The 22,128-nt window shown below is 65.7% G+C and carries 20 protein-coding genes; 10 read left to right on the forward strand and 10 right to left on the reverse strand.

Annotated features, from left to right (window positions below; all coding sequences use genetic code 11):
• Window position 1: 1 nt before the first annotated feature.
• Window positions 2–991, reverse strand: coding sequence for a bile acid:sodium symporter family protein (locus PSEEN_RS13960; protein WP_011534175.1), 990 nt, complete (start codon window positions 989–991; stop codon window positions 2–4).
• 167 nt (window positions 992–1,158) lie between these two features.
• Between PSEEN_RS13960 and ampC the strand changes: the two genes are divergently transcribed.
• The 4 genes from ampC to PSEEN_RS13980 all read left to right on the forward strand — a co-directional run bounded on the left by ampC (window position 1,159) and on the right by PSEEN_RS13980 (window position 4,196).
• Window positions 1,159–2,298 carry a class C beta-lactamase gene (gene ampC / locus PSEEN_RS13965; protein ID WP_011534176.1) on the forward strand — a complete coding sequence of 380 codons (1,140 nt, stop codon included), beginning with the start codon at window positions 1,159–1,161 and terminating at the stop codon, window positions 2,296–2,298.
• Between the two features lie 3 nt (window positions 2,299–2,301).
• Window positions 2,302–2,925, forward strand: a complete 624-nt coding sequence (locus tag PSEEN_RS13970; RefSeq protein ID WP_011534177.1) for a glutathione S-transferase family protein — start codon at window positions 2,302–2,304, stop codon at window positions 2,923–2,925.
• A 310-nt stretch (window positions 2,926–3,235) separates the two neighbouring features.
• A complete protein-coding gene (locus PSEEN_RS13975; RefSeq protein WP_011534178.1) occupies window positions 3,236–3,568 on the forward strand; it encodes a hypothetical protein in 333 nt (110 codons plus the stop codon).
• A 205-nt stretch (window positions 3,569–3,773) separates the two neighbouring features.
• Window positions 3,774–4,196 carry a group II truncated hemoglobin gene (locus tag PSEEN_RS13980; RefSeq protein ID WP_011534179.1) on the forward strand — a complete coding sequence of 141 codons (423 nt, stop codon included), beginning with the start codon at window positions 3,774–3,776 and terminating at the stop codon, window positions 4,194–4,196.
• On the opposite strand, the gene PSEEN_RS13985 is transcribed toward PSEEN_RS13980, so the two are convergent.
• The 4 genes from PSEEN_RS13985 to PSEEN_RS14000 all read right to left on the reverse strand — a co-directional run bounded on the left by PSEEN_RS13985 (window position 4,187) and on the right by PSEEN_RS14000 (window position 6,303).
• Window positions 4,187–4,492 (reverse strand): hypothetical protein, encoded by a 306-nt coding sequence (locus PSEEN_RS13985; RefSeq protein ID WP_011534180.1) that lies wholly within the window; start codon window positions 4,490–4,492, stop codon window positions 4,187–4,189. The two genes, PSEEN_RS13980 and PSEEN_RS13985, sit on opposite strands and share 10 nt — an antisense overlap.
• A 145-nt stretch (window positions 4,493–4,637) precedes the next feature.
• Window positions 4,638–4,826: a hypothetical protein gene (locus PSEEN_RS13990; protein ID WP_011534181.1), complete on the reverse strand. Its 189-nt coding sequence runs from the start codon at window positions 4,824–4,826 to the stop codon at window positions 4,638–4,640.
• 141 nt (window positions 4,827–4,967) lie between these two features.
• Window positions 4,968–5,288, reverse strand: coding sequence for a YbjQ family protein (locus PSEEN_RS13995; RefSeq protein ID WP_011534182.1), 321 nt, complete (start codon window positions 5,286–5,288; stop codon window positions 4,968–4,970).
• 127 nt (window positions 5,289–5,415) lie between these two features.
• On the reverse strand, window positions 5,416–6,303 hold the full coding sequence (locus PSEEN_RS14000) for an O-acetylserine/cysteine exporter (protein ID WP_011534183.1): 888 nt from the start codon (window positions 6,301–6,303) through the stop codon (window positions 5,416–5,418).
• A 261-nt stretch (window positions 6,304–6,564) separates the two neighbouring features.
• On the opposite strand from PSEEN_RS14000, the gene PSEEN_RS14005 reads away from it, so the two are divergent.
• Entirely contained in the window at window positions 6,565–7,962 is a 1,398-nt protein-coding gene (locus PSEEN_RS14005) for a purine-cytosine permease family protein (protein WP_011534184.1), read from the forward strand.
• A 130-nt stretch (window positions 7,963–8,092) separates the two neighbouring features.
• Here PSEEN_RS14005 and PSEEN_RS14010 read toward each other — a convergent pair whose 3' ends face one another.
• Both PSEEN_RS14010 and eprS read right to left on the reverse strand, forming a co-directional pair.
• Window positions 8,093–11,077: an autotransporter outer membrane beta-barrel domain-containing protein gene (locus PSEEN_RS14010; RefSeq protein WP_231845320.1), complete on the reverse strand. Its 2,985-nt coding sequence runs from the start codon at window positions 11,075–11,077 to the stop codon at window positions 8,093–8,095.
• Between the two features lie 176 nt (window positions 11,078–11,253).
• A complete protein-coding gene (gene eprS / locus PSEEN_RS14015; protein ID WP_011534186.1) occupies window positions 11,254–14,253 on the reverse strand; it encodes an autotransporter serine peptidase EprS in 3,000 nt (999 codons plus the stop codon).
• A gap of 322 nt (window positions 14,254–14,575) precedes the next feature.
• On the opposite strand from eprS, the gene chrA reads away from it, so the two are divergent.
• A complete protein-coding gene (gene chrA, locus PSEEN_RS14020; protein ID WP_011534187.1) occupies window positions 14,576–15,946 on the forward strand; it encodes a chromate efflux transporter in 1,371 nt (456 codons plus the stop codon).
• A gap of 76 nt (window positions 15,947–16,022) precedes the next feature.
• On the forward strand, window positions 16,023–17,330 hold the full coding sequence (locus PSEEN_RS14025) for a substrate-binding domain-containing protein (protein ID WP_011534188.1): 1,308 nt from the start codon (window positions 16,023–16,025) through the stop codon (window positions 17,328–17,330).
• Window positions 17,331–17,335: 5 nt separating this feature from the next.
• Here the strand turns inward: PSEEN_RS14025 and PSEEN_RS14030 are convergent, their stop codons facing one another.
• Both PSEEN_RS14030 and PSEEN_RS14035 read right to left on the reverse strand, forming a co-directional pair.
• Window positions 17,336–18,670, reverse strand: a complete 1,335-nt coding sequence (locus PSEEN_RS14030; protein ID WP_011534189.1) for an ATP-binding protein — start codon at window positions 18,668–18,670, stop codon at window positions 17,336–17,338.
• Complete coding sequence (locus tag PSEEN_RS14035; protein WP_044488165.1) at window positions 18,667–19,380, reverse strand: response regulator; 714 nt, start codon at window positions 19,378–19,380, stop codon at window positions 18,667–18,669. Before PSEEN_RS14035 ends, PSEEN_RS14030 begins: the two co-directional genes overlap by 4 nt.
• A gap of 155 nt (window positions 19,381–19,535) precedes the next feature.
• Here PSEEN_RS14035 and PSEEN_RS14040 point away from each other — a divergent pair, with 155 nt between their 5' ends.
• The 3 genes from PSEEN_RS14040 to PSEEN_RS14050 all read left to right on the forward strand — a co-directional run bounded on the left by PSEEN_RS14040 (window position 19,536) and on the right by PSEEN_RS14050 (window position 21,690).
• The gene (locus PSEEN_RS14040) at window positions 19,536–19,874 is read left to right on the forward strand and encodes a hypothetical protein (protein WP_011534191.1); all 339 of its coding nucleotides are present in this window, start codon (window positions 19,536–19,538) and stop codon (window positions 19,872–19,874) included.
• Entirely contained in the window at window positions 19,871–20,527 is a 657-nt protein-coding gene (locus tag PSEEN_RS14045; protein ID WP_011534192.1) for a DUF3313 domain-containing protein, read from the forward strand. Before PSEEN_RS14040 ends, PSEEN_RS14045 begins: the two co-directional genes overlap by 4 nt.
• A gap of 161 nt (window positions 20,528–20,688) precedes the next feature.
• Window positions 20,689–21,690, forward strand: coding sequence for a TerC family protein (locus PSEEN_RS14050; RefSeq protein WP_011534193.1), 1,002 nt, complete (start codon window positions 20,689–20,691; stop codon window positions 21,688–21,690).
• A gap of 87 nt (window positions 21,691–21,777) precedes the next feature.
• On the opposite strand, the gene PSEEN_RS14055 is transcribed toward PSEEN_RS14050, so the two are convergent.
• Complete coding sequence (locus tag PSEEN_RS14055; protein WP_011534194.1) at window positions 21,778–22,071, reverse strand: DUF1330 domain-containing protein; 294 nt, start codon at window positions 22,069–22,071, stop codon at window positions 21,778–21,780.
• Window positions 22,072–22,128 lie beyond the last annotated feature (57 nt).

The following is a 22,128-nucleotide window of genomic DNA, read 5'->3' on the forward strand; positions in this document are numbered from 1 at the left end:
GTCAGGACGCCACCGCCTCGTTGCGGGCCTCGTCCCGCGCCGCGTAGCGCTGGGCCAGCACCGCGCAGACCATCAGCTGGATCTGGTGGAACAGCATCAACGGCAGGATCATCGCCCCGATGCCCCCGCCGACGAACAACACCTGGGCCATCGGCACGCCGGTGGCCAGGCTTTTCTTGGAGCCCGCGAACAGGATGGTGATGCGATCCTCGACGTTGAACCCGAACACGCGCCCGAGCAAGCGCGTGCCCAGCAGCACCACCGCCAGCAGGATGCCGCACACCGCGAACAGCCCCGCCAGATGCTGCGCCGAGACGCTGTGCCACAGCCCGGTGACCACCGCTTCGCTGAAAGCGGTGTAGACCACCAGCAGGATCGAACCCTGGTCGACCATTTTCAACCAGCGGGCATTGCGCCGGACCCAATCGCCGATCCAGCGGCGGGCGATCTGCCCGGCGACGAAGGGCACCAGCAGCTGGAGGGTGATCTTGAGCACGGCATCCAGCCCCGACCCGGTGTCACCGGAGGCACCGAGCAGCATCATCACCAGCAGCGGCGTGAGGAAGATCCCCAGCAGGCTGGATGCCGCGGCGCTGCAAATGGCCGCCGGCACGTTGCCACGGGCCAGCGAGGTGAAGGCGATCGCCGACTGCACCGTGGCCGGCAGCGCACACAGGTACAACACCCCCAGGTACAGCTCGTTGCCCACCAATGGCACGAACAGCGGCTTGAACGCCATGCCGAGCAAGGGGAACAGCACGAAGGTGCAGGCGAATACCAGCAGGTGCAGGCGCCAATGGCCGGCGCCGGCGATGATGGCCTCGCGCGACAGCTTGGCGCCGTGCAGGAAGAACAGCAGGCCGATGGCCAGGTTGGTCAGCCAGCCGAACAGCACCGCGCCCTCGCCCGAGCAAGGCAGCACGGTGGCGATGAACACCACCCCGAGCAACGCCAGGGTGAAGTTGTCGAAAAGCATGCGCAAATACTTCATCACGTATTCCGTCTTGTCATTGTGCAAGCCCGGACGATAAGGTCTGCGCTTTTCCCGCGCTAACGCCGGAACCCCTGGCAATGTCGCCCAACGGACACCGGGGCAGGCCACAGGCCACCGATGTTCGGTACTTTCCCGCAGCGCAATTCGACAAGGACTGCTTTCCCATGAAACACACCCGCCACCTCTGCCTCACCGCCACCCTGGCGCTGGTCAGCCTGCCCACCCTGGCCGACAGCCTGCAATCGACGGTCGATGGCGTCATCCAGCCACTGATGCGCGAGCAAGGCATCGCCGGCATGGCCGTGGCCCTCTACGTCAATGGCGAGTCGCACTACTTCAACTACGGCTACGCGAACAAGCAGGAAAAACAAGCGGTGACCCGCGACACACTGTTCGAAGTCGGTTCGGTGAGCAAGACCTACACCGCCACCCTGGCCGCCCTGGCCGGCGCCGAAGGCAAGCTCGACCTCGCCGCGCCCGCCAGCCGCTACCAGCCGGCCCTGGCCGGTACGCCCATCGGCAGCGCCAGCGTGCTGGAACTGGGGGCCTACAGCGGCGACTGCCTGCCGTTGCAATTCCCGGACGAAGTGCAGACCGACGAGCAGGTCCTGGCCTTCTACCAGCACTGGCAGCGCCGGTTCGAACACGGCACCATGCGCTGCTACTCGAACCCCAGCCTGGGCCTGTTCGGCAACCTGGCGGCGCGCGCGCAACAACGTCCGTTTGCCGAAGTGATGACCCAGGATGTGCTGCCACGACTGGGCCTGCATCACACCTACCTGGAGGTGCCGGCCAACGCTCGCGGGCTGTATGCCCAAGGCTACGACGCCGCCGACAAGCCGGTGCGGGTCGGCCCCGGCCCCTTCGCCGACGAAGCCTATGGCATCAAGACCAGCGCCAGCGACATGCTGCGCTACGTCCAACTGCAGGTGCGGCCGAACGAACTCGACCCGGCGCTGCGCAAGGCCATCGCCATCACCCACGCCGGCTACTTCCAGGTCGGCGCCATGACCCAGGGCCTGGGCTGGGAGCGCTACCCGTATCCGGTGGCCCTGGACACCTTGCTGGCGGGCAATGGCGCCAACATGATCCGCGAGCCCCAGGCCACCAAGGCCCTGGTCCCCAGCCTCCCCGCCGAGCCCGCCGCCTGGTACAACAAGACCGGCGCCACCAACGGTTTCGGCGCCTATATCGCCTTCGTGCCCTCGAAGCAGATGGGCATTGTCCTGCTCGCCAACCGCAACTATCCCAACGAGGAACGCGTGCGCGCCGCCCAACGCATCCTCGCCAGCCTGGAGCGCTGAAACATGTTGAGAATCCTCGGCAAGGCTTCATCGATCAATGTGCGCAAGGTGCTGTGGACCTGCACCGAGCTGGGCCTGCCCTATCAACGCGAAGACTGGGGCAGCGGCTTCCAGGCCACCGACACGCCGGAATTCCTGGCCCTGAACCCCAACGCCATGGTGCCGGTGATCGTTGACGGCGACTTCGTGCTGTGGGAGTCGAACAGCATCCTGCGCTACCTGGTCAACGCGCATGGCGGCGCCCACCTCTACCCTGCCGCGCCGCGCGCCCGCGCCGCCGTCGACCAATGGCTGGACTGGCAGGCCACCGACCTCAACGACGCCTGGCGCTATCCGTTCATGTCCCTGGTGCGCCATTCCCCCGCGCACCAGGACCCTGCATTGCTGGCCGCTGCGAGCGCCCAGTGGACCGCGCGGATGCGCCTGCTCGAACAGCGTCTGCAAGCCACCAACGCGTATGTGGCCGGCAGCGACTTCAGCCTGGCCGACGTGGCCATCGGCCTGTCGCTCAACCGCTGGCGCCGTACGCCGCTGGAGCACCCGCCACTGCCAGCGCTGGAGGCGTATCACGCGCGCCTGCGCCAGCGCGCGGGCTTCCTCGAGCACGGCGACAATGGAACCCCATGAACTAAAAGCAGGATTGTCCGACAAGATGTAGTGCTAAAAAATATTCACTACAAAACTGTTGACGCCCTTCCCGGGCCTTGTGCATGATGAGGCCGTCTCCCCGATCGGGAGCGGTGGCAAGGGTGTTCCAGACGGCCTGCGCGGTAACGCAGGCCGTCCGTGGAGAGGGAAACTGCCCAGAAGGCAGCGTGAGAAAGCCCCTGTTGCGATGCTGCTGTAGCAGCCTTGGTTAGTGCGCTACATGGTGTAGCGCCGAATGTGAACTTCACCTGCGAAATTCACCGACGAATAGAGTAATGGGGGCTTTGATATGATGAACCTGAACAACAATCCGACCATCCACCAACTGGCCCAGCTGTTCGCCGCGCGCAAGGACAGCCTCGACGACCACCTGCTGTGGGTCAGCCAGTCCGGCGAGGTCCGCCTGGACCGCCTGCCGCCCAACACGGTCGAAGCCGAATTCGAATCGCACATGCCCAGCATGCGCGCCCGCTTCAAGGTCTACCGCCGTGGCCAGGGCTACGTCGGCAAGAAGGCCGCCGCCGACACTACCTTCGTCGGCCGCGTGCTCCAGACCCTGCAACAAGAATGGCCTGCGGCCCGTGAGCGGCAAGCAATCAAGGTGATCGACTCGCTGAACTGAAACAGGTTCAACCAGTAGTACGCCGCTTCTTGAGCCCGGCCTAACCGCCGGGCTTTTTCATGCCTGCTAGTGTCCTGTCTCGGAAATAAGCTGTTCATTTTTGGCGGCGTCTTGGGCGCCCGGCCGGCGTTGCCACTCGCCAAAAAGTGAACGTATTTCCGAGACAGGGCACTAGAATACTGCTCTTTTCATCAAGGAGCGCCCGATGAACACCCCTGCCTTCGGCACCGATGACGCCTCCTACCAGGCCGCTGGCGGCATCGATGGCCTGCGCCGCTTGGTCGATGACTTCTACCGGCTGATGGAGCAAAACCCGGCAGCCGCCAGCGTGCGCCGCATGCACCCGGACGACCTGTCCGGCTCGCGTGACAAGCTGGCGTGCTTTCTCAGCGGCTGGTTGGGCGGGCCGCGCCTGTACAGCGAACGCTACGGTTCGATCGCCATCCCTTCGTTCCACGCCCAATGGCCGATCAGCGAAGCCCACTCCGCCATCTGGCTCGACTGCATGGCCCAGGCCATTGCCCTGCAACCCTGGTCAGGCGAGTTCGCCGAGTACCTGCTGCGTCAGCTGCGGGTGCCTGCCGAGCGCATCGTCCAGGCCAGCCGCAACCGCCACGCTCAGGCCTGAAGCCGCCGCGGCAGCAGCTCCGGCAGCGGCAACGCGCCGGTGGCCAGCGCACGGGCGCGATCCACACCCCAGACCAGCGCACGGGTCATGGTCTCGCCGGGGCGCGCGGGGTAGTACTCCTCCAGCAAGGCCTTGCCGTTGCTGGCATACAACCCGAGAAACAACTGTGTAGCGCCAAGACGCGACAAACGCACCTGCACATCGAGGCTGGTGCCGTCGCTCAGTTCTTCGTCGTGGCTGCGGCTGTGCAGTTGCGCATCGGCCCACTGCCAGTAGGTCTCTTCCCTGATTCGCATTGAAATCAATACTCCGTTTGGTCAAATGCCGCGCAAGAAAAACACAGTCGCAAGCCTGCGGCGAGGGCGACACACCGATACCATGAGCAGGATCAAGGAATGCAAAAAAAACCCCGCCGTTGGGCGGGGCGTTGTGTGTGTCGGCTTACTTCCTGGCGGGGAAACGAGGCGTGAAGCGACCTTTCTTGGCGCGCTGCAGGTGTGCCGGTGGCAACTGCTCGGTCTCGTCCAGGGTCATGTTGGCGAAGCCCAGGCGCAAGAACGACTGCCCGCAGCGCACCTGGTTGTTGATCGGGAAAGCATCGTTCAGGTCTTCGAAATAGGATTCGCTCATGCCCAGACTCCCTCAAGCGGTGACCGTGCCGACAAACAGCTCGTTTGCCTAGATAAACAGCGGTCCGATGAAGTGAGACTAGTTGGTCATTTGCAGACCTGTCGGACAATCCAGCATTCCCCGACCGATGGCAAACTTACATCACTTCAAGCGCACCGCCGTGCCGGTGGCGAAGACCACGACCATGCCACCTTGCACCGACGGCATGCTGATCTCGAAGTCCACACCCACCACTGCATCGGCTTGCAACTGCCGTGCCCGCGCCTTGAGTTCCTCGGTGGCCTGCTCGCGGGCCTCCTTCAGTGCGCTCTCCAGGGTCTGCGAACGGCCGCCGAAGAAGTCGCGAAAGCGTGCGAAGAAATCGCGCACGAAGTTGATCCCCTGCACCGATTCGGCGCTGACCACGCCGAGGTACTCGGCGACGGGGCGGCCTTCAAGCTGGCTGGTGGTGCTGATGATCATGGGCTTGCTCCTTACAAAAAGAAGGCGATGCTAACAAATTAAACGCACGTAGGAGCCAGCCTTGCTGGCGAACCGCGGCGACGGGGTTCGCCAGCAAGGCTGGCTCCTACGGGAATTGTGGCGTCTTTCAGTGGGCGGTGGCGGCGCGCAGTCGCTGCCCCAGGCGTGGCCCGAACACGTTGATCAACAACCCCAGCATCACCAGCAACGCCCCCCAGCACTGCGCCGTGCTCAGGCGCTCCCCCAGCAGCACGGCGGAAGAACTCAGGCCAATCACCGGCACCAGCAACGAGAACGGCGCCACCTTGCCCGCCGGGTGGCGCGACAGCAATGTGCTCCACAGGCTGTAGCCGACCATGGTGGCGACGAAGGCCAGGTAAAGGAGCGCCAGCACCGAGCTCCAGCTGATATTCACCAGGGCATGGCCAATCCGTTCGGGCCCTTCCAGCCACCAGGACAGTGCGAAGAATGGCAAGGGCGGAATCAAACCGCCCCAGATCACCAGCGCCACCAGGTCGACCTTGCCGAAGCGCCGGGTGATGATGTTGCCCATGCCCCACATGGCGCCGCCACACAGGGTCAGCAGCAAGGCGATCAAGGGCACGTGGCTGCTGTTCTCGCTACCGATCACCGCCAGCCCGCTGGCCGCCACCAGCAACCCCAGCACACTGGCCAGGCGAAGCCGTTCACCGAGGAACAGCGCGGCGAAACCGAGGGTGAAGAACGCCTGGGATTGCAGCACCAGCGAGGCCAGCCCCGGCGGCATGCCGCTGTACATGGCCTGGAAAAGGAAGGCGAACTGGCCCAGGGAGATCGTCGCGCCATACGCGATCAACCAGCGCCAGGGCAGGTTCGGCCGTTTGACCAGCAAGGCTGCCGGGAAGGCCACCAACAGAAAGCGCAATGCCCCCAGCAGCATGGGCGGCAGGCCATCGAGGCCAACCTTGATGACCACGAAGTTGACGCCCCAGGCGATGATCACCACCAGGGCGATCAGCAGGTCCTTGAGTGGCATTGCACGCATTCCTTCTACAGGCTGTTATCGAAATATTTCGTTACAGCATAAGGTCAATCGTCTGCCATAGACCAGCACAGTTGGCCTTCAGCCTTGCGCAACAGTCGGCTGTCATGGCCCCGGAAACGGGGCTGAAATTGACGTCATCCTTCACTTGACCAGACTTGTATATACATGCTCATATCAAACCTCGGTCATCCGCCCTGCGTTGCGCCGATGGCCGCCGCCCCTCACAAAAACAACGAAGCGGAGCCCTCCCCAATGTCCAGCAAACCTGTAATCGAGCGGCGCTCGATCGACTACATCCCCGAGTCTGAACGCCATGGACGGGTGTACAGCCAATTCACCTTGTGGCTGGGAGCCAACCTGCAGATCACCGCGATCGTCACCGGCGCACTGGCCGTGGTGTTGGGCGGCGATGTGTTCTGGTCGCTGATCGGCCTGCTGATCGGGCAACTGGCCGGCGGCACGGTGATGGCCCTGCACGCCGCCCAGGGGCCGCGCCTGGGGCTGCCGCAGATGATTTCCAGCCGGGTGCAGTTCGGTGTCTATGGCGCGGCCATACCCATGGCCTTGGTATGCCTGATGTACCTGGGGTTCACTGCCACCGGCACGGTGCTTTCCGGCCAGGCCATCGGCCAGTTGCTCAGTGTCAGCGACAGCACCGGCATCCTGATCTTCGCCGGGGTGATCGTGCTGGCCACGTTGGCCGGCTACCGGGTGATCCACTGGATCGGGCGCCTGGCCAGCGTGCTGGGGATCATCGCCTTCATCTACCTGTTCAGCCGCATCCTGATGCTCGCCGACATCGGCCAGTTGCTCGACAACCGCCATTTCAGCTGGGGCAGCTTCCTGCTCGCGGTGTCGCTGGCGGCGTCCTGGCAGATCGCCTTCGGCCCCTACGTGGCCGACTACTCGCGCTACCTGCCCAGCAGCACGTCACCGGTCAAGACCTTCCTCGCCGCCGGCCTGGGCTCGGTGATCGGCGCCCAGGCCTCGATGATCCTCGGCGTGTTCGCCGCCGCCATTGCCGGCGGCCAGTTCTCAGGCCGCGAAGTGGCCTATATCGTCGGCCTGGGCGGTGCCGGCACCACCGCGGCGTTGCTGTACTTCTGCATCGCCTTCGGCAAGGTGACCATCTCCACGCTCAACAGCTACGGCAGCTTCATGTGCATCGCCACGATCATCAGCGGTTTCCGTGGCCACCTGCACATCAGCCGCCTGCAGCGCCTGGTGTTCGTGCTGGCGATCGTCGGCGCGGCGACCCTGGTCGCCCTGCTCGGCCAACATTCGTTCCTCAGTGCGTTCAAGTCGTTCATCCTGTTCCTGCTGACCTTCTTCGTGCCCTGGAGCGCGGTCAACCTGGTGGATTACTACTTCATCACCAAAGAGCGCTACGACATTCCGGCGCTGGCCGACCCCAACGGCCGCTACGGGCGCTGGAACTGGCCAGGTATCACTGTCTACACCTTTGGCGTGCTGGTGCAGATGCCCTTCATCGACACCAAGCTGTACACCGGGCCCATGGTCGCGCACCTGGGTGGCGTGGATGTGTCGTGGCTGATCGGGCTGGTGGTGCCGAGCGTGCTGTACTACTGCGTGGCCCGGCGTCGCGCCGGCGAGGCGCCGTTGCACATCATCGTGCCTGAGGCACGCTGATCACTTGTAGAAGCGATGGGGTGCCTCCCGCTCATGGCGCTGAACGCCCCCATCGACTTGACCGCGCCCACGAACCTGTTGCCAGGTTCGTGGGGCAGGTACAACACCTTGTCTATCCGTTGTCGGGGCCTTAGAACGCCCAATCCAGGGTCAGGCCGACCCCGTGGCTGTTGTCGCGGCTACCCAGCAGCCCGTTGTAGTCCAGGTTGACCCGGGCCTGTTGGCCCAGGGCGACCCCCGCCCGCAAGCCGACCACCGCTGCATCACGATCCAGGGACAGCGCCTGGACCTTGTAGGTATCGCCCTGGCCAGCGAAGGCCAGGTGCTGGTCAGCCCCGGTGGAACTCAGGTTGTGCTGCCAGCCCAGGGTGGCGGAAAGCTCGACTGCCTGGCCGCCGGACAGTTGCAGTTGCTTGCCGGCACGCATGCCCAGGGTCGACAGCCAGGCATCGCGGTTGTCCTGCCCACCCTTGAGCGCGGCAGCGCCGCCATGTTCCTTGAAGCTGTCGCTGTCGATATGCACATAGGCCAGGTTGGCGAACGGCTCCAGCGCCATGCCCGGCACGGCCACCTTCCAGGCAGCTTCGCCGAACACCTGGGTGCTCTGGGCATCACGCTTGCTCTTCAGGCGATCGCTGACCTCGTTGTACTGCAGCTCGCGCTTGGTATCGATGCGGTGCCAGCTGTGGCTGCCGCCCAGGCTCAGGCGCACTTGCTCCAGTTCCTTGCCGGCATAGGCACCCAGGTGGTAGCTGTCGACGCTGGCCGAGGAATGACGACCATCGCCCATGCTCAGCGAACTGTCGCTGTAGCCGGTGAAGACGCCAATGCGGGTATCCTCGCTCACCTGCCCATCGGCCCCCAGCAACAGGCCGCCAATGGAGGTGCTGTAGCGCGCGCGGCCGGAATCACCGTCGGCCTTGCCCCAGGCACCCAGGGCCTTGACCCACAAGCCGTTGCCCTGGCCATCCACGGTCGGCGCGGCGAGACGGGTACGCTCGCCCATGGCGTCGCGCAACTGACGGCTGTCGTTGAGCAGCAGGTTGCCCACCGCCGGGTGGATTTCCCCGGACAGTTGGTCGAACGCCTGCCGGGCGCTGGCGGCATCGGTCGACAACAGCAGGCTCTCGTAGACCGGGTTACCCGCGCCGAGTCCATCGGCGGCCGTGGCCACCGCACGCTGGTTGGCGGTCAGGCCAACACTGGCGAAGCTGGCGCTGCGTTGCACCGCCAGTTGCACCCCGTTGCCGCTATAGGCCAAGCCGCCACCGAGGAACAGCAAGTTGGACTGCACGTTGGCGAAACTGCCCTGCACGCCGCCCGCGGCGTCCAGAATGTCGAACTGACGCCCCACCAGGCTCGGCGCCTGCTGGGCTTGCAGCGAAACACCAGGATTCTGCAGGTCCAGGGCCAGGTTCGCACCGCCCAGGGAAACCTGGCCACCGCTGACTAGGCGGTCGCTGCCCGTGGTATCCACCTCCACGGCATAGGTAGAGCCTGGCTGGAAGGTTACGTCGGAACTCACCTGCAAGGTGCCGATGGAGTTGCCTGGCGCGACCACGCCACCGGGGTTGACCACCAGCGCGCCGATCCGGCCATTGCCGCCCAGCACGCCACCGGCATTGACCGCCACCGTCGATTGCAGCGAACCATTGACCGCCAGCCGTCCCTGGTTGACCAGGGTCGGGCCGGAGTAGGTGTTGTTGCCGCTGAGCACCAGGGTGCCGATGCCCTGCTTGGTCAGGCCGCCATGGCCAGAGATGTCGTTGCTCCACAGGTCCAGCCCGCAACCCAGGCTGTTGCAGAGCCGCTGGGTCGGCTTGCCGGCATCCACCACGGCGCCGATGCCCGGCAGGTCGACCACGAATTGGCTCGGGCCGTAGCCACCGGCGATGCGGAACTCCTCGGGAATGTCCTGTTCGGTGACCAGCATGCCCGGGCCACGGATCCCTTTGTCCAGGTTGATCATGCCCCAGCCGTACAAGGCATCGATGCCGGGCGCGCCCATGTCGGTGGCGGTGGTGCGCAGCACGCTGGCGATCTGTGCGCCGTTCATGTAGGGGAAGCGCTCCATCAGCACCGCCGCCGCGCCGGCGGCATGGGGCGCGGCCATCGAGGTACCGTTCTTGTTGGCGTAGCCCTGGGTCAGGTCTGCCAGGCTGGTACCACCAATCACTGCGCTGTAGATCCGGGTGCCGGGGGCTGATACGCAGAAGCTTGCGGTATAGCCGCAACGGGAAGAGAACGTACTGGCCAGGTAGGGGTTGGCGCTGCTGGTGTCAGGGTTCTGCTGCAACGCCGCCACGGTCATCCAGTTCGGGGCGATGTCCGGGACGAAATAGCCCAGCCCGGCAATCGCATCGGGGTTGTTCAGGTTGTAGTCGTTGCCGGCGGCGAAGATCGTCAGGACCCCGCTGCGAGCGGCGGCGATGGCCCCGTCATAGGCGCCGCCGGGCAAGGTGCCCAGCAGCGGCTGGATCTGCGCGAACTGCGCCCGGGCATCATCCACGGTGAAATGCGGGAAGTCCGGGTTGCGGCCGCCCTTGGCGAAGCGATCGGTGATGCCGATGCCCCAGCTGTTGTTGATGATCCGCGCACCGCTGGTCACCAGGCTGTCCCAGCCGGCCTTGTACACCGCGCCGTCGTTGCCCAGGACGATGCCATCCTCGGGGCCGGGGTCGCCGTTGTCGGCGCTGATGATCTGCGCAGCGTAGGCCACGCCGTGCATCGACTCGCCGTCGCGGTTACCGGCGGCGATCCCGCCGACGTGGGTGCCGTGGGAGCCAAGCTTGCCGTCCGAGCCCACCGACGGGCTGCCGTCGTAGCGGAACGCATCGCCGGCCTTCACCGGGATGTAGGGGTCGGTGTATTGGCGGATGCCGCTGGTGACCAGAGTCACGATCTTGTCCTTGCCGGCGAACTCGGGGTGCGGGGCGTAGACCGGCTGGTCGAAGATCCCCAGTTTCACCCCCTTGCCACTGAAGCCGGCGGCATAGGCGCTGTCGGCGTGAATCGCCCCCAGCCCCCAGTCGGCCTTGAACTCGTCACTGCGCCAGCTGCCGATGTCACCGAGGCGGCCACTCTCCACGTAGGGCGCGGCCTGGGCCGTGCCCATCAGCGCCGCCCAGCCCACCAACGCCCGCCCCAGCGGGGCCAGGGCCCAGCCCTGCGCGAACGCGCTGTCATCCTTTCTGACTTGCTTCACTACGACCTTCCTTAGTTGCATTGATGAAAAACCGCGTTGGTAAAACTCCGTATTGCAACGCCCGGCACCACCCGTGCCATGGCGCTTCAGAAACGCCATTGCAGGTTGAGCCCCGCGCCATGCTGTTGCTCACGACTGGCCAGACGCCCCTGGTAGTCCAGGCTCAGGTCCAGGTCGCGGGTCAGCCCCACCCGTGCCTGGAGCCCCACCAGCGCGGCATCGCGCAAAGCTGGCGCAGTCTCCACCCGGAATGCTTGGTCGCTGCCGGCGAAGGCCAGGTGCTCGTGGTCCTGGGTGCCGCTCAGGCGGTGCTGCCAGCCCAGGCTTGCCGCCAGTTGCAGGTCCTGCTGCGGGCCCAGCTGCCATTGCTGGCGCCCACGCAGGCCCAAGGTGCTGAGCCAGGCATCACGCTGCTCGTCACCGGCATGCAGCGCCGCAGCGTCGCCCTTCTCATGGAAGCCGTCGCGGTCCAGGTGCTGGTAGGTCAGGTTGGCGAAAGGCTCCAACTGCAGCGCCGACACAGGCAGGCGATAGGCCGCCTCGGCGAACAGCTGCTGGCTGCGGGCATCGACCCGTGCACGCTGGCGGCCGGACACTTCACCATAGGCCAGGTCGCGCCGGACCTCGGCACGGTGCCAGCTGTAGCTGGCGCCCAGGCTCAAGCGCAACTGGTCCAGGTCGTGGCGGGCATAGGCGCCCAGGTGGTAGCTGTCGACCGTGGCCCGGGAGTGGCTGCCGCCCATGCCCAGGGAGCTGTCGCTGTAGCCTGCGGCCAGGCCGGCCCGGGTCTGCTCGTCGAAGTCACGGTCCAGCCCCAGCAGCATGCCGCCCAGGGAGCTGGTATAGGACTCGGTGCCCTGCACGCCCTCGATCCGTCCCCAACTGCCCAGGCCCTTGAGCCAGAGCTGGGTCGAACCTGGCTCGCCTGCGGTCGTTTCGGACGCATTGGCATTTAGCGCAGCGCCTTGCACACGCTCACCGAATGCATCGCGCAAGACCGAACCCTGGCTTAGCAGCATCGAATCCAGTGCCGGGTAGATTTCCCCGGCCAACTGCCGCAGGCCGTCCCGGGCCTGGTCCGCCGAGGTCGAGAGCAGCAGGCTTTCATACACGGGATTGCCCGGCCCCAGCCGCTCCACGGCGCCGCCGCTGGCGCGCTGGTTGGCCGTGGCAGCGACAGCGTCGAACGTCGTGCCGCTGCGCATTATGTCCAGCTCGATGGCGTTGGCCGAATAATCGAGCACGGTTCCCAGAAACAGGTAAGCGGGCTGGACCTGGGCGAAGCGCCCGTTGACGCCACCCGCAGCCTGCAGGATGTCGAACTGGCGCCCTACCAGGCTGGCTACCGGGCCACCGGCCAACAGGTTCGGCCGCGCCTGGGGCTCCAGGCTCAGGTTGGCGCCACCGACACTGGCCTGGCCGCCCACCACGAGCCGGTCACTGGCCGAGGGCGACAGCTCCACCCGGTAGGTCGAGCCCGGTTGCAAGTCGAGGTTGCCGGCGACATTCAAGGTACCGATGGAGTTACCTGGCGCCACCACGCCCCCGGCGTTGGCCGTCAGGGCACCGATGTGCCCGTTGCCGCCCAGGGTTGCGTCTGTGTTGACTGTTACCGCCGATTGCAGGCTGCCATTGACCACCAGCAACCCGCCATCGACCCGGGTCGGGCCGCGGTAGCTGCTGTCCCCCGTGAGCTCGAGCCACCCGGCCCCGGACTTGACCAGGCTGCCCTGGTAGACCCGCTGCGCGGCAGCTGCGTCGCGGGCCATGCCCACGGCATAGTCGCTGCGGTCCTGCTGGCTGGCGCCCGGGGCCAGGCCATGCTCCCAGCCGCGATCCTTGAGGGTCTGCTGCCAGGCTTGGCGCTCCGCGGCGTCCTCGGCCTGACGCTGCACCAGGGCCTGGTCGGAGATGCCGTTGCTCCAGCTATCGCCCTGCCCGCGCCCCAGGTTGACGTCGAACTCACCCAGCAACTGCCCTGGGCCGTGCAACGCCCGGCCCAGGTCCGGGACACCCCACCCCACCCGGTCGCTGGGCCCCTGGGTCGGCGAACCATCGAGCTGGCGCGAGGTGGTCAGCAGCACTTGCAGGGCCTGCTGGTTGCTCAGGTAGGGGTAGCGCTCCATGACCAGGGCCAAGGCCCCGGTGGCATGGGGCGCGGCCATCGAGGTGCCGTTGTAGGTGGCGTAGCCGCCCCCGGCAATGGTGCTGGTGATCGCCGCCCCCGGAGTCGCCAGGCACCAGTACTTGGCGATGCCGCACTGGTTGTATTTCTGCTGGTTGTTCTTGTCCAGGCCCGACACCGCCAGCCAGTGGCCTTCCAGCTCCGGCTGGAAGTACGGCAGCGCCGAGCGAACGCTGGCATTGGCATAACCGCTGTTGCCGGCGCTGAACACATTGATCACGCCACGGCGCGCCACATCGCCGGCAGCGTCGAGCCAGGTGCCTTGTTGGAAGTGCTGGGCATAGGCTGCGCGCAAGCCACCCAGGGTCTGGTAGCTGACATCCTTGGGCTGGCTGCCCCAGCTGTTGTTGATGGCCCGCGCCCCGGCGTCCACCAGGGCATCGTAGACCGCCTTGAAATACTTCGGGTCGGGGCCGGGGCCGAACAGGAAACTGTCGTTTTTGTTGGTGTTGCCCACGTAGACCTGGGCATTGAAGGCCACGCCCTGCATGCCAGCGCCATCACGCGCCGCGCCCATGGTGCCGGTGACATGGGTGCCATGGTTGTCGTTGGCGCCATTGAGCACCCCGGACACACTGAACGGGGTGCCGTCCAGGTACTGGCCGGTGGCGGTCACCGCGTGAAAACGGCCCGGGCTGGCCTCGGGATGGGCGGCATCGAACCCCGAGTCCAGGGCACCGATGCGGACCCCGGCGCCGGTGATTCCGGCGGCGTAGGCCTGGCTCGCCTGCATGCGCTCCAGACCCCAGTCCTGCTGGTATTCGGTCGAACGCCAGCTGGCGGGATCACCCGGACGGCCGGTTTCTTGATAGGTAGCTGCTGCCGGCAGCGGCAGCCCGGTGGCAAACGCCAGGCACAAGGTGCCGGTCAGCCTCTTGAGCTGATCACATCTCACATCCATGTCGATGACTTCTCTTGTTTTTGTTGTTGGGTCGCCCGTTCCTGGTCGCCCGGTGTGTCACTGCATTGCTCGGCCGCACGCGTGCGGCCCTATCGAACCAGCGGCGGTTGCCCGCGCCCGGTCAGGTTACTTCGGCCTCAGGCCAAAAAGGTAGCCTTCGGTTACAAAAATTGTGAGCTTCTGAAATTGGTCACACTATGTCAATCGGCGTTGATGCATAGACAGCAGCGTCCGCTGTTCAACGCGACGCCCTGTTGTTCAGAATGCGCCCTGAATACCGGTTGCTTTTGGCGCAATTCAGATTCAAGCGAGAAGTCCCGAAATGGTTGATACCACCTCCACACTGAGCGAACAGCCACCCTCCCAGGCTACACGGCGGCCGATCGGCTTGTTCGAAGCCTTCCTGTTTTGGCTCAAGTTGGGGTTCATCAGCTTCGGCGGGCCCGCCGGGCAGATCGCAATCATGCATCAGGAACTGGTCGAGCGGCGGCGGTGGATCAGCGAGAAACGCTTTCTGCATGCGCTGAACTACTGCATGTTGTTGCCTGGCCCCGAGGCTCAACAGCTCGCCACTTACATCGGCTGGCTCATGCACCGCGCCTGGGGCGGTGTGATTGCCGGCGCCTTGTTCGTGCTGCCTTCGCTGTTCATCCTGATCGGGTTGTCCTGGGTCTACGTCGCTTTCGGTGAGGTGCCCGTGGTGGCCGGAATCCTCCATGGCATCAAGCCGGCAGTCACGGCGATCGTCATTCACGCAGCCCACCGGATCGGCTCGCGAGTGCTGAAAAACGGTGTGCTGTGGGCCATGGCCGGGGCCGCGTTCGTTGCCATCTTCGCCCTCAACGTGCCGTTCCCATTGATCGTGTTGGTTGCCGCCATCGTTGGCTATGCAGGAGGCCACTTTGCCCCAGGCAAGTTCTTGATCGGCGGCGGCCATGGGGCGATCAAGGAACGCGTTGGCCCGGCCCTGATCGATGACGACACCCCACCGCCGCCGCATGCACGCTTCAGCTGGGGGCGCCTGCTGCGTCTGCTGCTGGTCGGTGCCGCGCTCTGGGCCCTGCCCATGGGGCTGCTGACGCTGACATTCGGCTGGGGTGGAACCCTGACGCAAATGGGCTGGTTCTTCACCAAGGCCGCCCTCTTGACCTTCGGTGGCGCCTACGCGGTATTGCCCTATGTCTACCAGGGCGCGGTCGGGCATTACGGTTGGCTGACACCGACCCAGATGATCGATGGCCTGGCCTTGGGGGAAACCACGCCAGGCCCCCTGATCATGGTGGTCGCCTTCGTCGGCTTTGCAGGGGGCTACCTGCACCCGATGTTCGGCACTGAACAGCTGTTCCTTGCCGGTGCGGTTGCGGCGAGCCTGGTCACTTGGTTCACGTTCCTGCCGTCGTTCCTCTTCATCCTCGTCGGTGGCCCGTTGGTGGAGTCGACGCACAATGAGATGAGGTTCACCGCACCGCTGACCGGCATCACGGCGGCTGTTGTGGGGGTGATCCTCAATCTGGCCCTGTTCTTCGGCTACCACGTGCTTTGGCCGGAAGGTTTCAGTGGGGCATTCGACTGGCCTTCGGCGGTGATCGCAGTGGCAGCGGCAGTGGCCTTGTTCCGCTTCAAGCGAGGTGTGATCCAGGTGCTGCTTGCCTGCGCCCTGGCCGGGCTGGCAGTCCACCTGTTGCGAGCTTGATACCGGCAGGCCCGTCATCTGACCGTCACTCAACTGTCGTAATCTGCGGTGCAACTCCGTGCCAAAGGTCCCCGGCATGCGTCGCCTGATTCCACTGCTGCTCTGCCTGCTCCCGGTGCTGGCCATGGCCGCCCCCCTGCAACTGCGCATTCAGGGCTCCAACACCATCGGTACCGCGCTGGCCCCGGCACTGGTCGTTGGCCTGCTGGAGAACCAGGGCGCCAGCGCGATCGAGGTGACGCCCGGGCCTGTGCCCAACGAGACGCTCGTCAACGCCCGGGACCGCGACAACCAACCGCTGCGTATCGCCATCGCCGCCCATGGCACCAGCACCGGCTTTGCCGCCCTGGCCAGCGGCGAGGCCGACCTGGCGACTGCCTCGCGGCCGATCAGCAATGCCGAAGCGCAGCAACTGCAGGCCCTGGGGGACATGCGTGGCGCCCGTAGCGAACAGGTCATCGGCCTGGACGGTGTGGCGGTGATCGTCCACCCCGACAACCCGCTGTCGCAGCTGAACACCACGCAACTGGCGCAGGTCTTCTCTGGGCAGGTCCAGCGTTGGGAGCAACTGGGCGTGCCTGGCGGGGCCATCCACCTGTATGCCCGTGACGACCGCTCCGGCACCTTCGAGACCTTCAAGGCCCGGGTACTCGACCCGCAACACGGCGAGCTGTCGCCCCAGGCGCGACGCTTCGAATCGGCCGACGCGCTGGCCGGGCAGGTCCTGGCCGACCGCCAGGCCATCGGCTTCAGCGGCCTGGCCACGGTGCACGGCGCCAAGGTGCTGGCGGTGGCCGAGGGCGACGCGCCCGCCCTGCCCCCCAGCCTCGCCCTGGTGGCGAGCGAGGATTACCCCGTGTCGCGCCGCCTGTTTTTCTACCTGCCCGGCAACGCCAAGCCCCTGGCCCGGGCGCTGGCCGAATTCGCCCAGAGCCCCGCCGGCCAGGCCATCGTCGCCGAGCAGGGCTTCGTCGCCCAGCAGATCAAGGCGCTGCCGGTCACCGTCCAACCCGGCATGCCGCCGCGCTATCGTGCGCTGGCCAGTGAAGCCCGGCGCCTGACCGTGAACTTCCGTTTCCAGGAAGGCAGCGCCAGCCTCGACAACAAGGCCCTGCGTGATGTGCAGCGGGTCGGCGACTACCTGCGCCACGCCGGCAAGTTGCATGAGCAGGCAGTACTGGTAGGTTTCGGCGACCCCAAGGAAACCCCGGGCCGCGCCGCCCTGCTCTCGCGCCTGCGCGCCATGGCGGTGCGCCGTGAACTGGCCCGTGCCGGCGTGGAGGTCAAGGACGTGGCAGGCATGGGCGATGAGCTGCCGGTGGCCGGCAACGACCTGGAACAGGGGCGCTTGCGCAACCGGCGTGTCGAGGTCTGGGTGTACTGACCCGCTCAGCGGTCATCAGGCAGTTCGACCCGGGCCACCAACCCCGCACCACTGCGGTTGCGCAAGGTCAGCTCGCCCCCCTGTTCACGCACGCTGGCCCGGGCGGCCGACAAGCCGAGACCAACACCGCCGGTGTCGCGATTGCGCGACCCCTCCAGCCGGTAGAACGGATCGAACACACGCTCCAGCGCCTCGTCGGGAATGCCCGGCCCCCGGTCACTGACCTCGATGACGATCAGGTGCGCACCGCGACTCAGCGCGATCTGCGGGTCACGCGCATATTTCACGGCATTTTCCAGCAGGTTGACGATCACCCGCTTGGTCGCCAGCGGGCGGCCGTTATGCACCAGGTGCGCAGGGCCGCTGTACTGGACGGCAGCCTGCTGGTCGCGGTAGTCGTCGACGAGGGTCTGCAACAGCTCGGCCAGGTCGTAGGCGGTGCGCTGCTCCAGTTGCGTGCCTTCGCGGAAAAACGCCAGGGCCGCGTTGATCATCGTCTGCATCTCGTCGACATCGCGCACCAGCTTGCGTTGATGGTCGGTGTCCTCCATGAATTCGCTGCGCAGGCGCATGCGCGTCAACGGTGCGCGCAGGTCATGGGAGATGGCCGCGAGCAGGTGGGTGCGCTCGCGCAGGAAGTGCTGGATCTGCGCCTGCATGGTGTTGAAGGCGATGATCGCCTGGCGAATCTCCTCGGGGCCTTCGACCGCGATGGGCGGCGCCTGCAGGTCGCCACCGAAACGCCGCGCCGCGCTGGCGAAGCGCTGCAGCGGGTTGGCCAGTTGGCGGGTGGCCCACCAGGCGACCAGCAGGGTCGCCACCAGCCCCAGGCCGATGACCACCGCCAGCCGCGCCGTCACGCTCAGGCCCCAGCTGCGCTCCGGCGGCACGAACGACAACCAGCTGCCGTCGGCCAGCGCGACCAGCGCCGCGTAGTGCGCCTCGGCGCTGCCCGCTGGCCAGTCACCCGGGTTGTACACCGCGATGGCGCGCTCAGACCCCAGCAATTGCGCCATGGCCGGCACCTCTCGCGAATAGAGCTGCGTGCCCGGGCCAGGCAAGCCGAGGTCACTACGCTGAGTGCTCCAGCGCACCTGCAAGTTGGGTGTGCTCGCCGCCTGTGCCAATTGCAGGCGTAACGAAGCCGGCGCGGTCTCGATCACCCGAGTGGTCACGGCGATCTGCTCGAGCAGGCCGGTGCGTTCGATGGGCGGGCGTGCCCAGTTGCCGGCCACCTGGACGAACAAGGCGTTGAGCGCCAGCGAGGCCAGCAGCGCGATGAAAATGGTCAGGGCGATCCGCCGCCTGAGCGTGTCGCGCCCGAGCAGGCGCCAGATCACGAGCGGGTCACCTTGGCGGTGAACAAATAGCCGCCATTGCGCACGGTGCGGATCAGGTCCGGGCGCTTGCTGTCGGGCTCGATCTTGCGCCGCAGCCGGCTGACCTGCACGTCGATGCTGCGATCGAAAGCGTCATGGCCCTGGCCGCGGGTCAGGTCGATCAGTTGCTCGCGGGTGAGGATGCGCTGGGGGTGCTCGAGAAACACCACCAACAGGTCGAATTCGGCACCGGACAGCGGGATCATCACGTTTTCGGGCGAGCGCAGCTCGCGGCAGGTGATATCCAGGCGCCATCCGGCAAAACCGATCACCGGCCGGGCGGCCTCGCCTCGCGGCACCTGCTCGCCGGCGCGACGCTGCACGGCGCGCAGGCGGGCCAGCAGCTCACGGGGGTCGAAGGGCTTGGTCAGGTAGTCATCGGCGCCCAGCTCCAGGCCGATGATGCGGTCGCTCAGCTCCGCCATGGCGGTGAGCATGATGACCGGCACCCCGACCTGCGCCCGCAGCTTCTGGCACAGGCTCAGGCCGCCCTCGCCCGGCATCATCAGGTCGAGGATGATCGCGTCCGGGCACTGCCGCTCGATCGCCGCCCACATCGACTGGCCCTCGGTGGCCAGGTCCACCTCGTAGCCCTGCTGGACGAAGAACTGCTTCAACAAGGCAAGGATTTCCACGTCGTCATCGACGATCAGCAATCTGCTCACGGTCATACCGGTCCAGGAAAAAGGCGTATCTAAAACCATTGCAAGGCGCAGGTCATATATTTCAATCGCGCAACATTTCATCACGCCCGACATGTTCCAGACATCACCTGGCAAAAATAGTCCTACACCCTGCGGGCCTTCAACTTACACGAGGGCTCATCATGAAGATCACCGACACATGCCAGCGCACCGACCGACACGAGGGCATCGCCCCCCTGGTGCTCAGCGCGCGCACCACGCATCGCGGGCAATCGGGTTCGCTGCTGGTGCAGCAGGTGAGCCTGGACCTTGCGGACGATCAGGGCCGGATCACCCTGCGCCGCTACTTCGAACACTACGGCCCAGAGTCGGGTGAATGGGTCGAGTACTGCCACAGCGTGCCGACCCGGGACCTGGTCAACTGGCTGATGGCCCACGGGCAACTGCACATCCATGAATCGCGGGACGCTGCCCCGCTTCAGGCCGGGCAGGCAACGCCGCAAGAAGGCGCGCGCCCATGAGCCGCCGTCATCTGCTGGCGATGGTGCTGACCAGCACCCTTGGCCTGTCGGCTTGCAGCAGCAAGCCGGCGCCGTCCGGCTTTCTCAGCGACTATAGCCTGCTCACAAGGCAGCAGACGCCGTCGGACCAGACCGTGCTCAGCTGGGTCGACCCAAGATGGCCAAAGGGTCGTTACATCGAGGTTTACCTCCAGCCGAGCCAGTACTACCCCGCCCCCACGCCCAGCACACGCATTCCCCAGGCCACCCTAAGCGCCATCAGCCACTACTACGACGCGACGCTGCGCAGCGAGCTGGGCAAGGTGATGACCGTGGTCGACAAGCCCGGTCCCAACACCTTGGTGGTCAGGCCAGCGATCACCCACGTCAGTGCCTACACCCAGGACCTGCGCTGGTTCGAATGGTTGCCGGTCACCCTGGTTGCCGCAGGGATAAGCAGTGCCACGGGGATGCGTGATCGAGACAGCGACATCGGCACCGAGCTGGTTTTCGAGGCCGGTACCAGCGGCCGGGTCATCGCCGAAGCCATGCTCAGCGGCACCGGGACGCCGCTGCAAAATGACGCGCAGACAATGACCGCCGACAACGTCAAGGCCGTGCTCGACGGCTGGGCGGTCGGTTTGCGCCAAGCGTACGCGGCGAATTACCGGTAATGGACACCCCCTGGAAGCAATGAAATGTAACAGCCTGGTCCAGGCACCTCCGGCATTCACATCTAGTATCAACTCCATGTGATGCCGGGCCCCTCTGACGGTTTGCGCCGCCATGTCGGAATCACTGTTGCCTAGCAACGTCGACAATCAAGGAGGGGCTCATGACAGCTCTGCATACATTCCTCACCGATTCGTTCCTCGGCACCAGCACTTGGTTGTGGCTGGTGTTCATCGTCATCGTCATCGGCTTGCTGGTGCTCGACCTGGGCGTGCTGCACCGCCAGGAGCGCGAGATCGAGATGCGCGAAAGCCTGCTGCTGTATGCCGGCTACTTCAGCGTCGGCGTGCTGTTCGGCGCATGGGTCTGGCATGAACTGGGCGCCCAGGCGGCGCTGGAGTTCTACACCGGCTTCCTGGTCGAGCAGTCGCTGTCGATGGACAACGTGTTCGTCATGGCGATGATCTTCAGCTTCTTCGCCATCCCCCGCCGCTACCAGCACCGCGTATTGTTCTGGGGCATCCTCGGGGTGGTGGTGCTGCGGGCGATCATGATCGGCGTGGGCGCGGCGCTGGTGCAGCACTTTGCCTGGGTGCTGTACATCTTCGGCGCCTTCCTGCTGTTCACCGGCGTGAAGATGGCGCTGGCCAAGGACGATGCCCACCCGGACCTGGCCAACAACCCGGTGCTGCGCTTCGTGCGCCGGCACATGCGGGTCACCGAGCAGATCCATGGTCCGCGCTTCTTCGTGCGCCTGACACCTCCCGGGGCGACCAGGGCGATTCGCTACGCGACGCCGCTGTTCCTGGCCCTGGTGCTGATCGAACTGGCCGACCTGGTGTTCGCCGTCGACAGCGTGCCGGCGATCTTCGCCATCACCCAGGACCCGTTCATCGTCTACACCTCGAACATCTTCGCCATCCTCGGCCTGCGCTCGCTGTATTTCGCCCTGGCGGCCTTGATGCACCGGTTCATCTACCTCAAGTACGCGCTGGCGATGGTGCTGATCTTCATTGGCTGCAAGATCTTCTACCACGGGCTGGTGGGCAAGGTGCCGGCAGCCTTGTCGCTGGGGGTGACGTTCGGGTTGCTGCTGGGTGGAGTGTTGTTGTCGCTGTTACGTACCCGTGGCCAGCGGGCCGATTCAGCCAATGCCGATAAGTGATCCACGGCCTGTTCGCCGGCAAGCCGGCTCCTACGGGTACAACGCAAGCCTTGGTAGGAGCCGGCTTGCCGGCGAACAGGCCGTGGATCAGGGCGCAACGCCCTCGACGATGATCACCCGCGCCTGCGCGACACCCTGGCGATGCCGGCAAGCCGCCTGGTACAGGTCCGAGTGATAGCAGGCCACGGCCTGTTCATACGAATCGAACTCGATCACCACGCTGCGCTGGGGCGCCGCCCCACCTTCCATCGCCTCGCTGCGCCCGCCACGGGCCAGGAACCGCCCGCCAAACGCGGCGAACGCCGCCGGGGCGCGCTGGGTGTACTGCTGGTACTGCTCGGGGTCGGTGACATCCACATGGGCGATCCAGTAGGCCTTCATTCGTCGTGCTCCTGTTGCAAGGTGAATTGTGTATTATGGTATACCATACTTTTCACC

The sequence above is a fragment of the Pseudomonas entomophila L48 genome (assembly GCF_000026105.1).
Lineage (GTDB): Bacteria > Pseudomonadota > Gammaproteobacteria > Pseudomonadales > Pseudomonadaceae > Aquipseudomonas > Aquipseudomonas entomophila.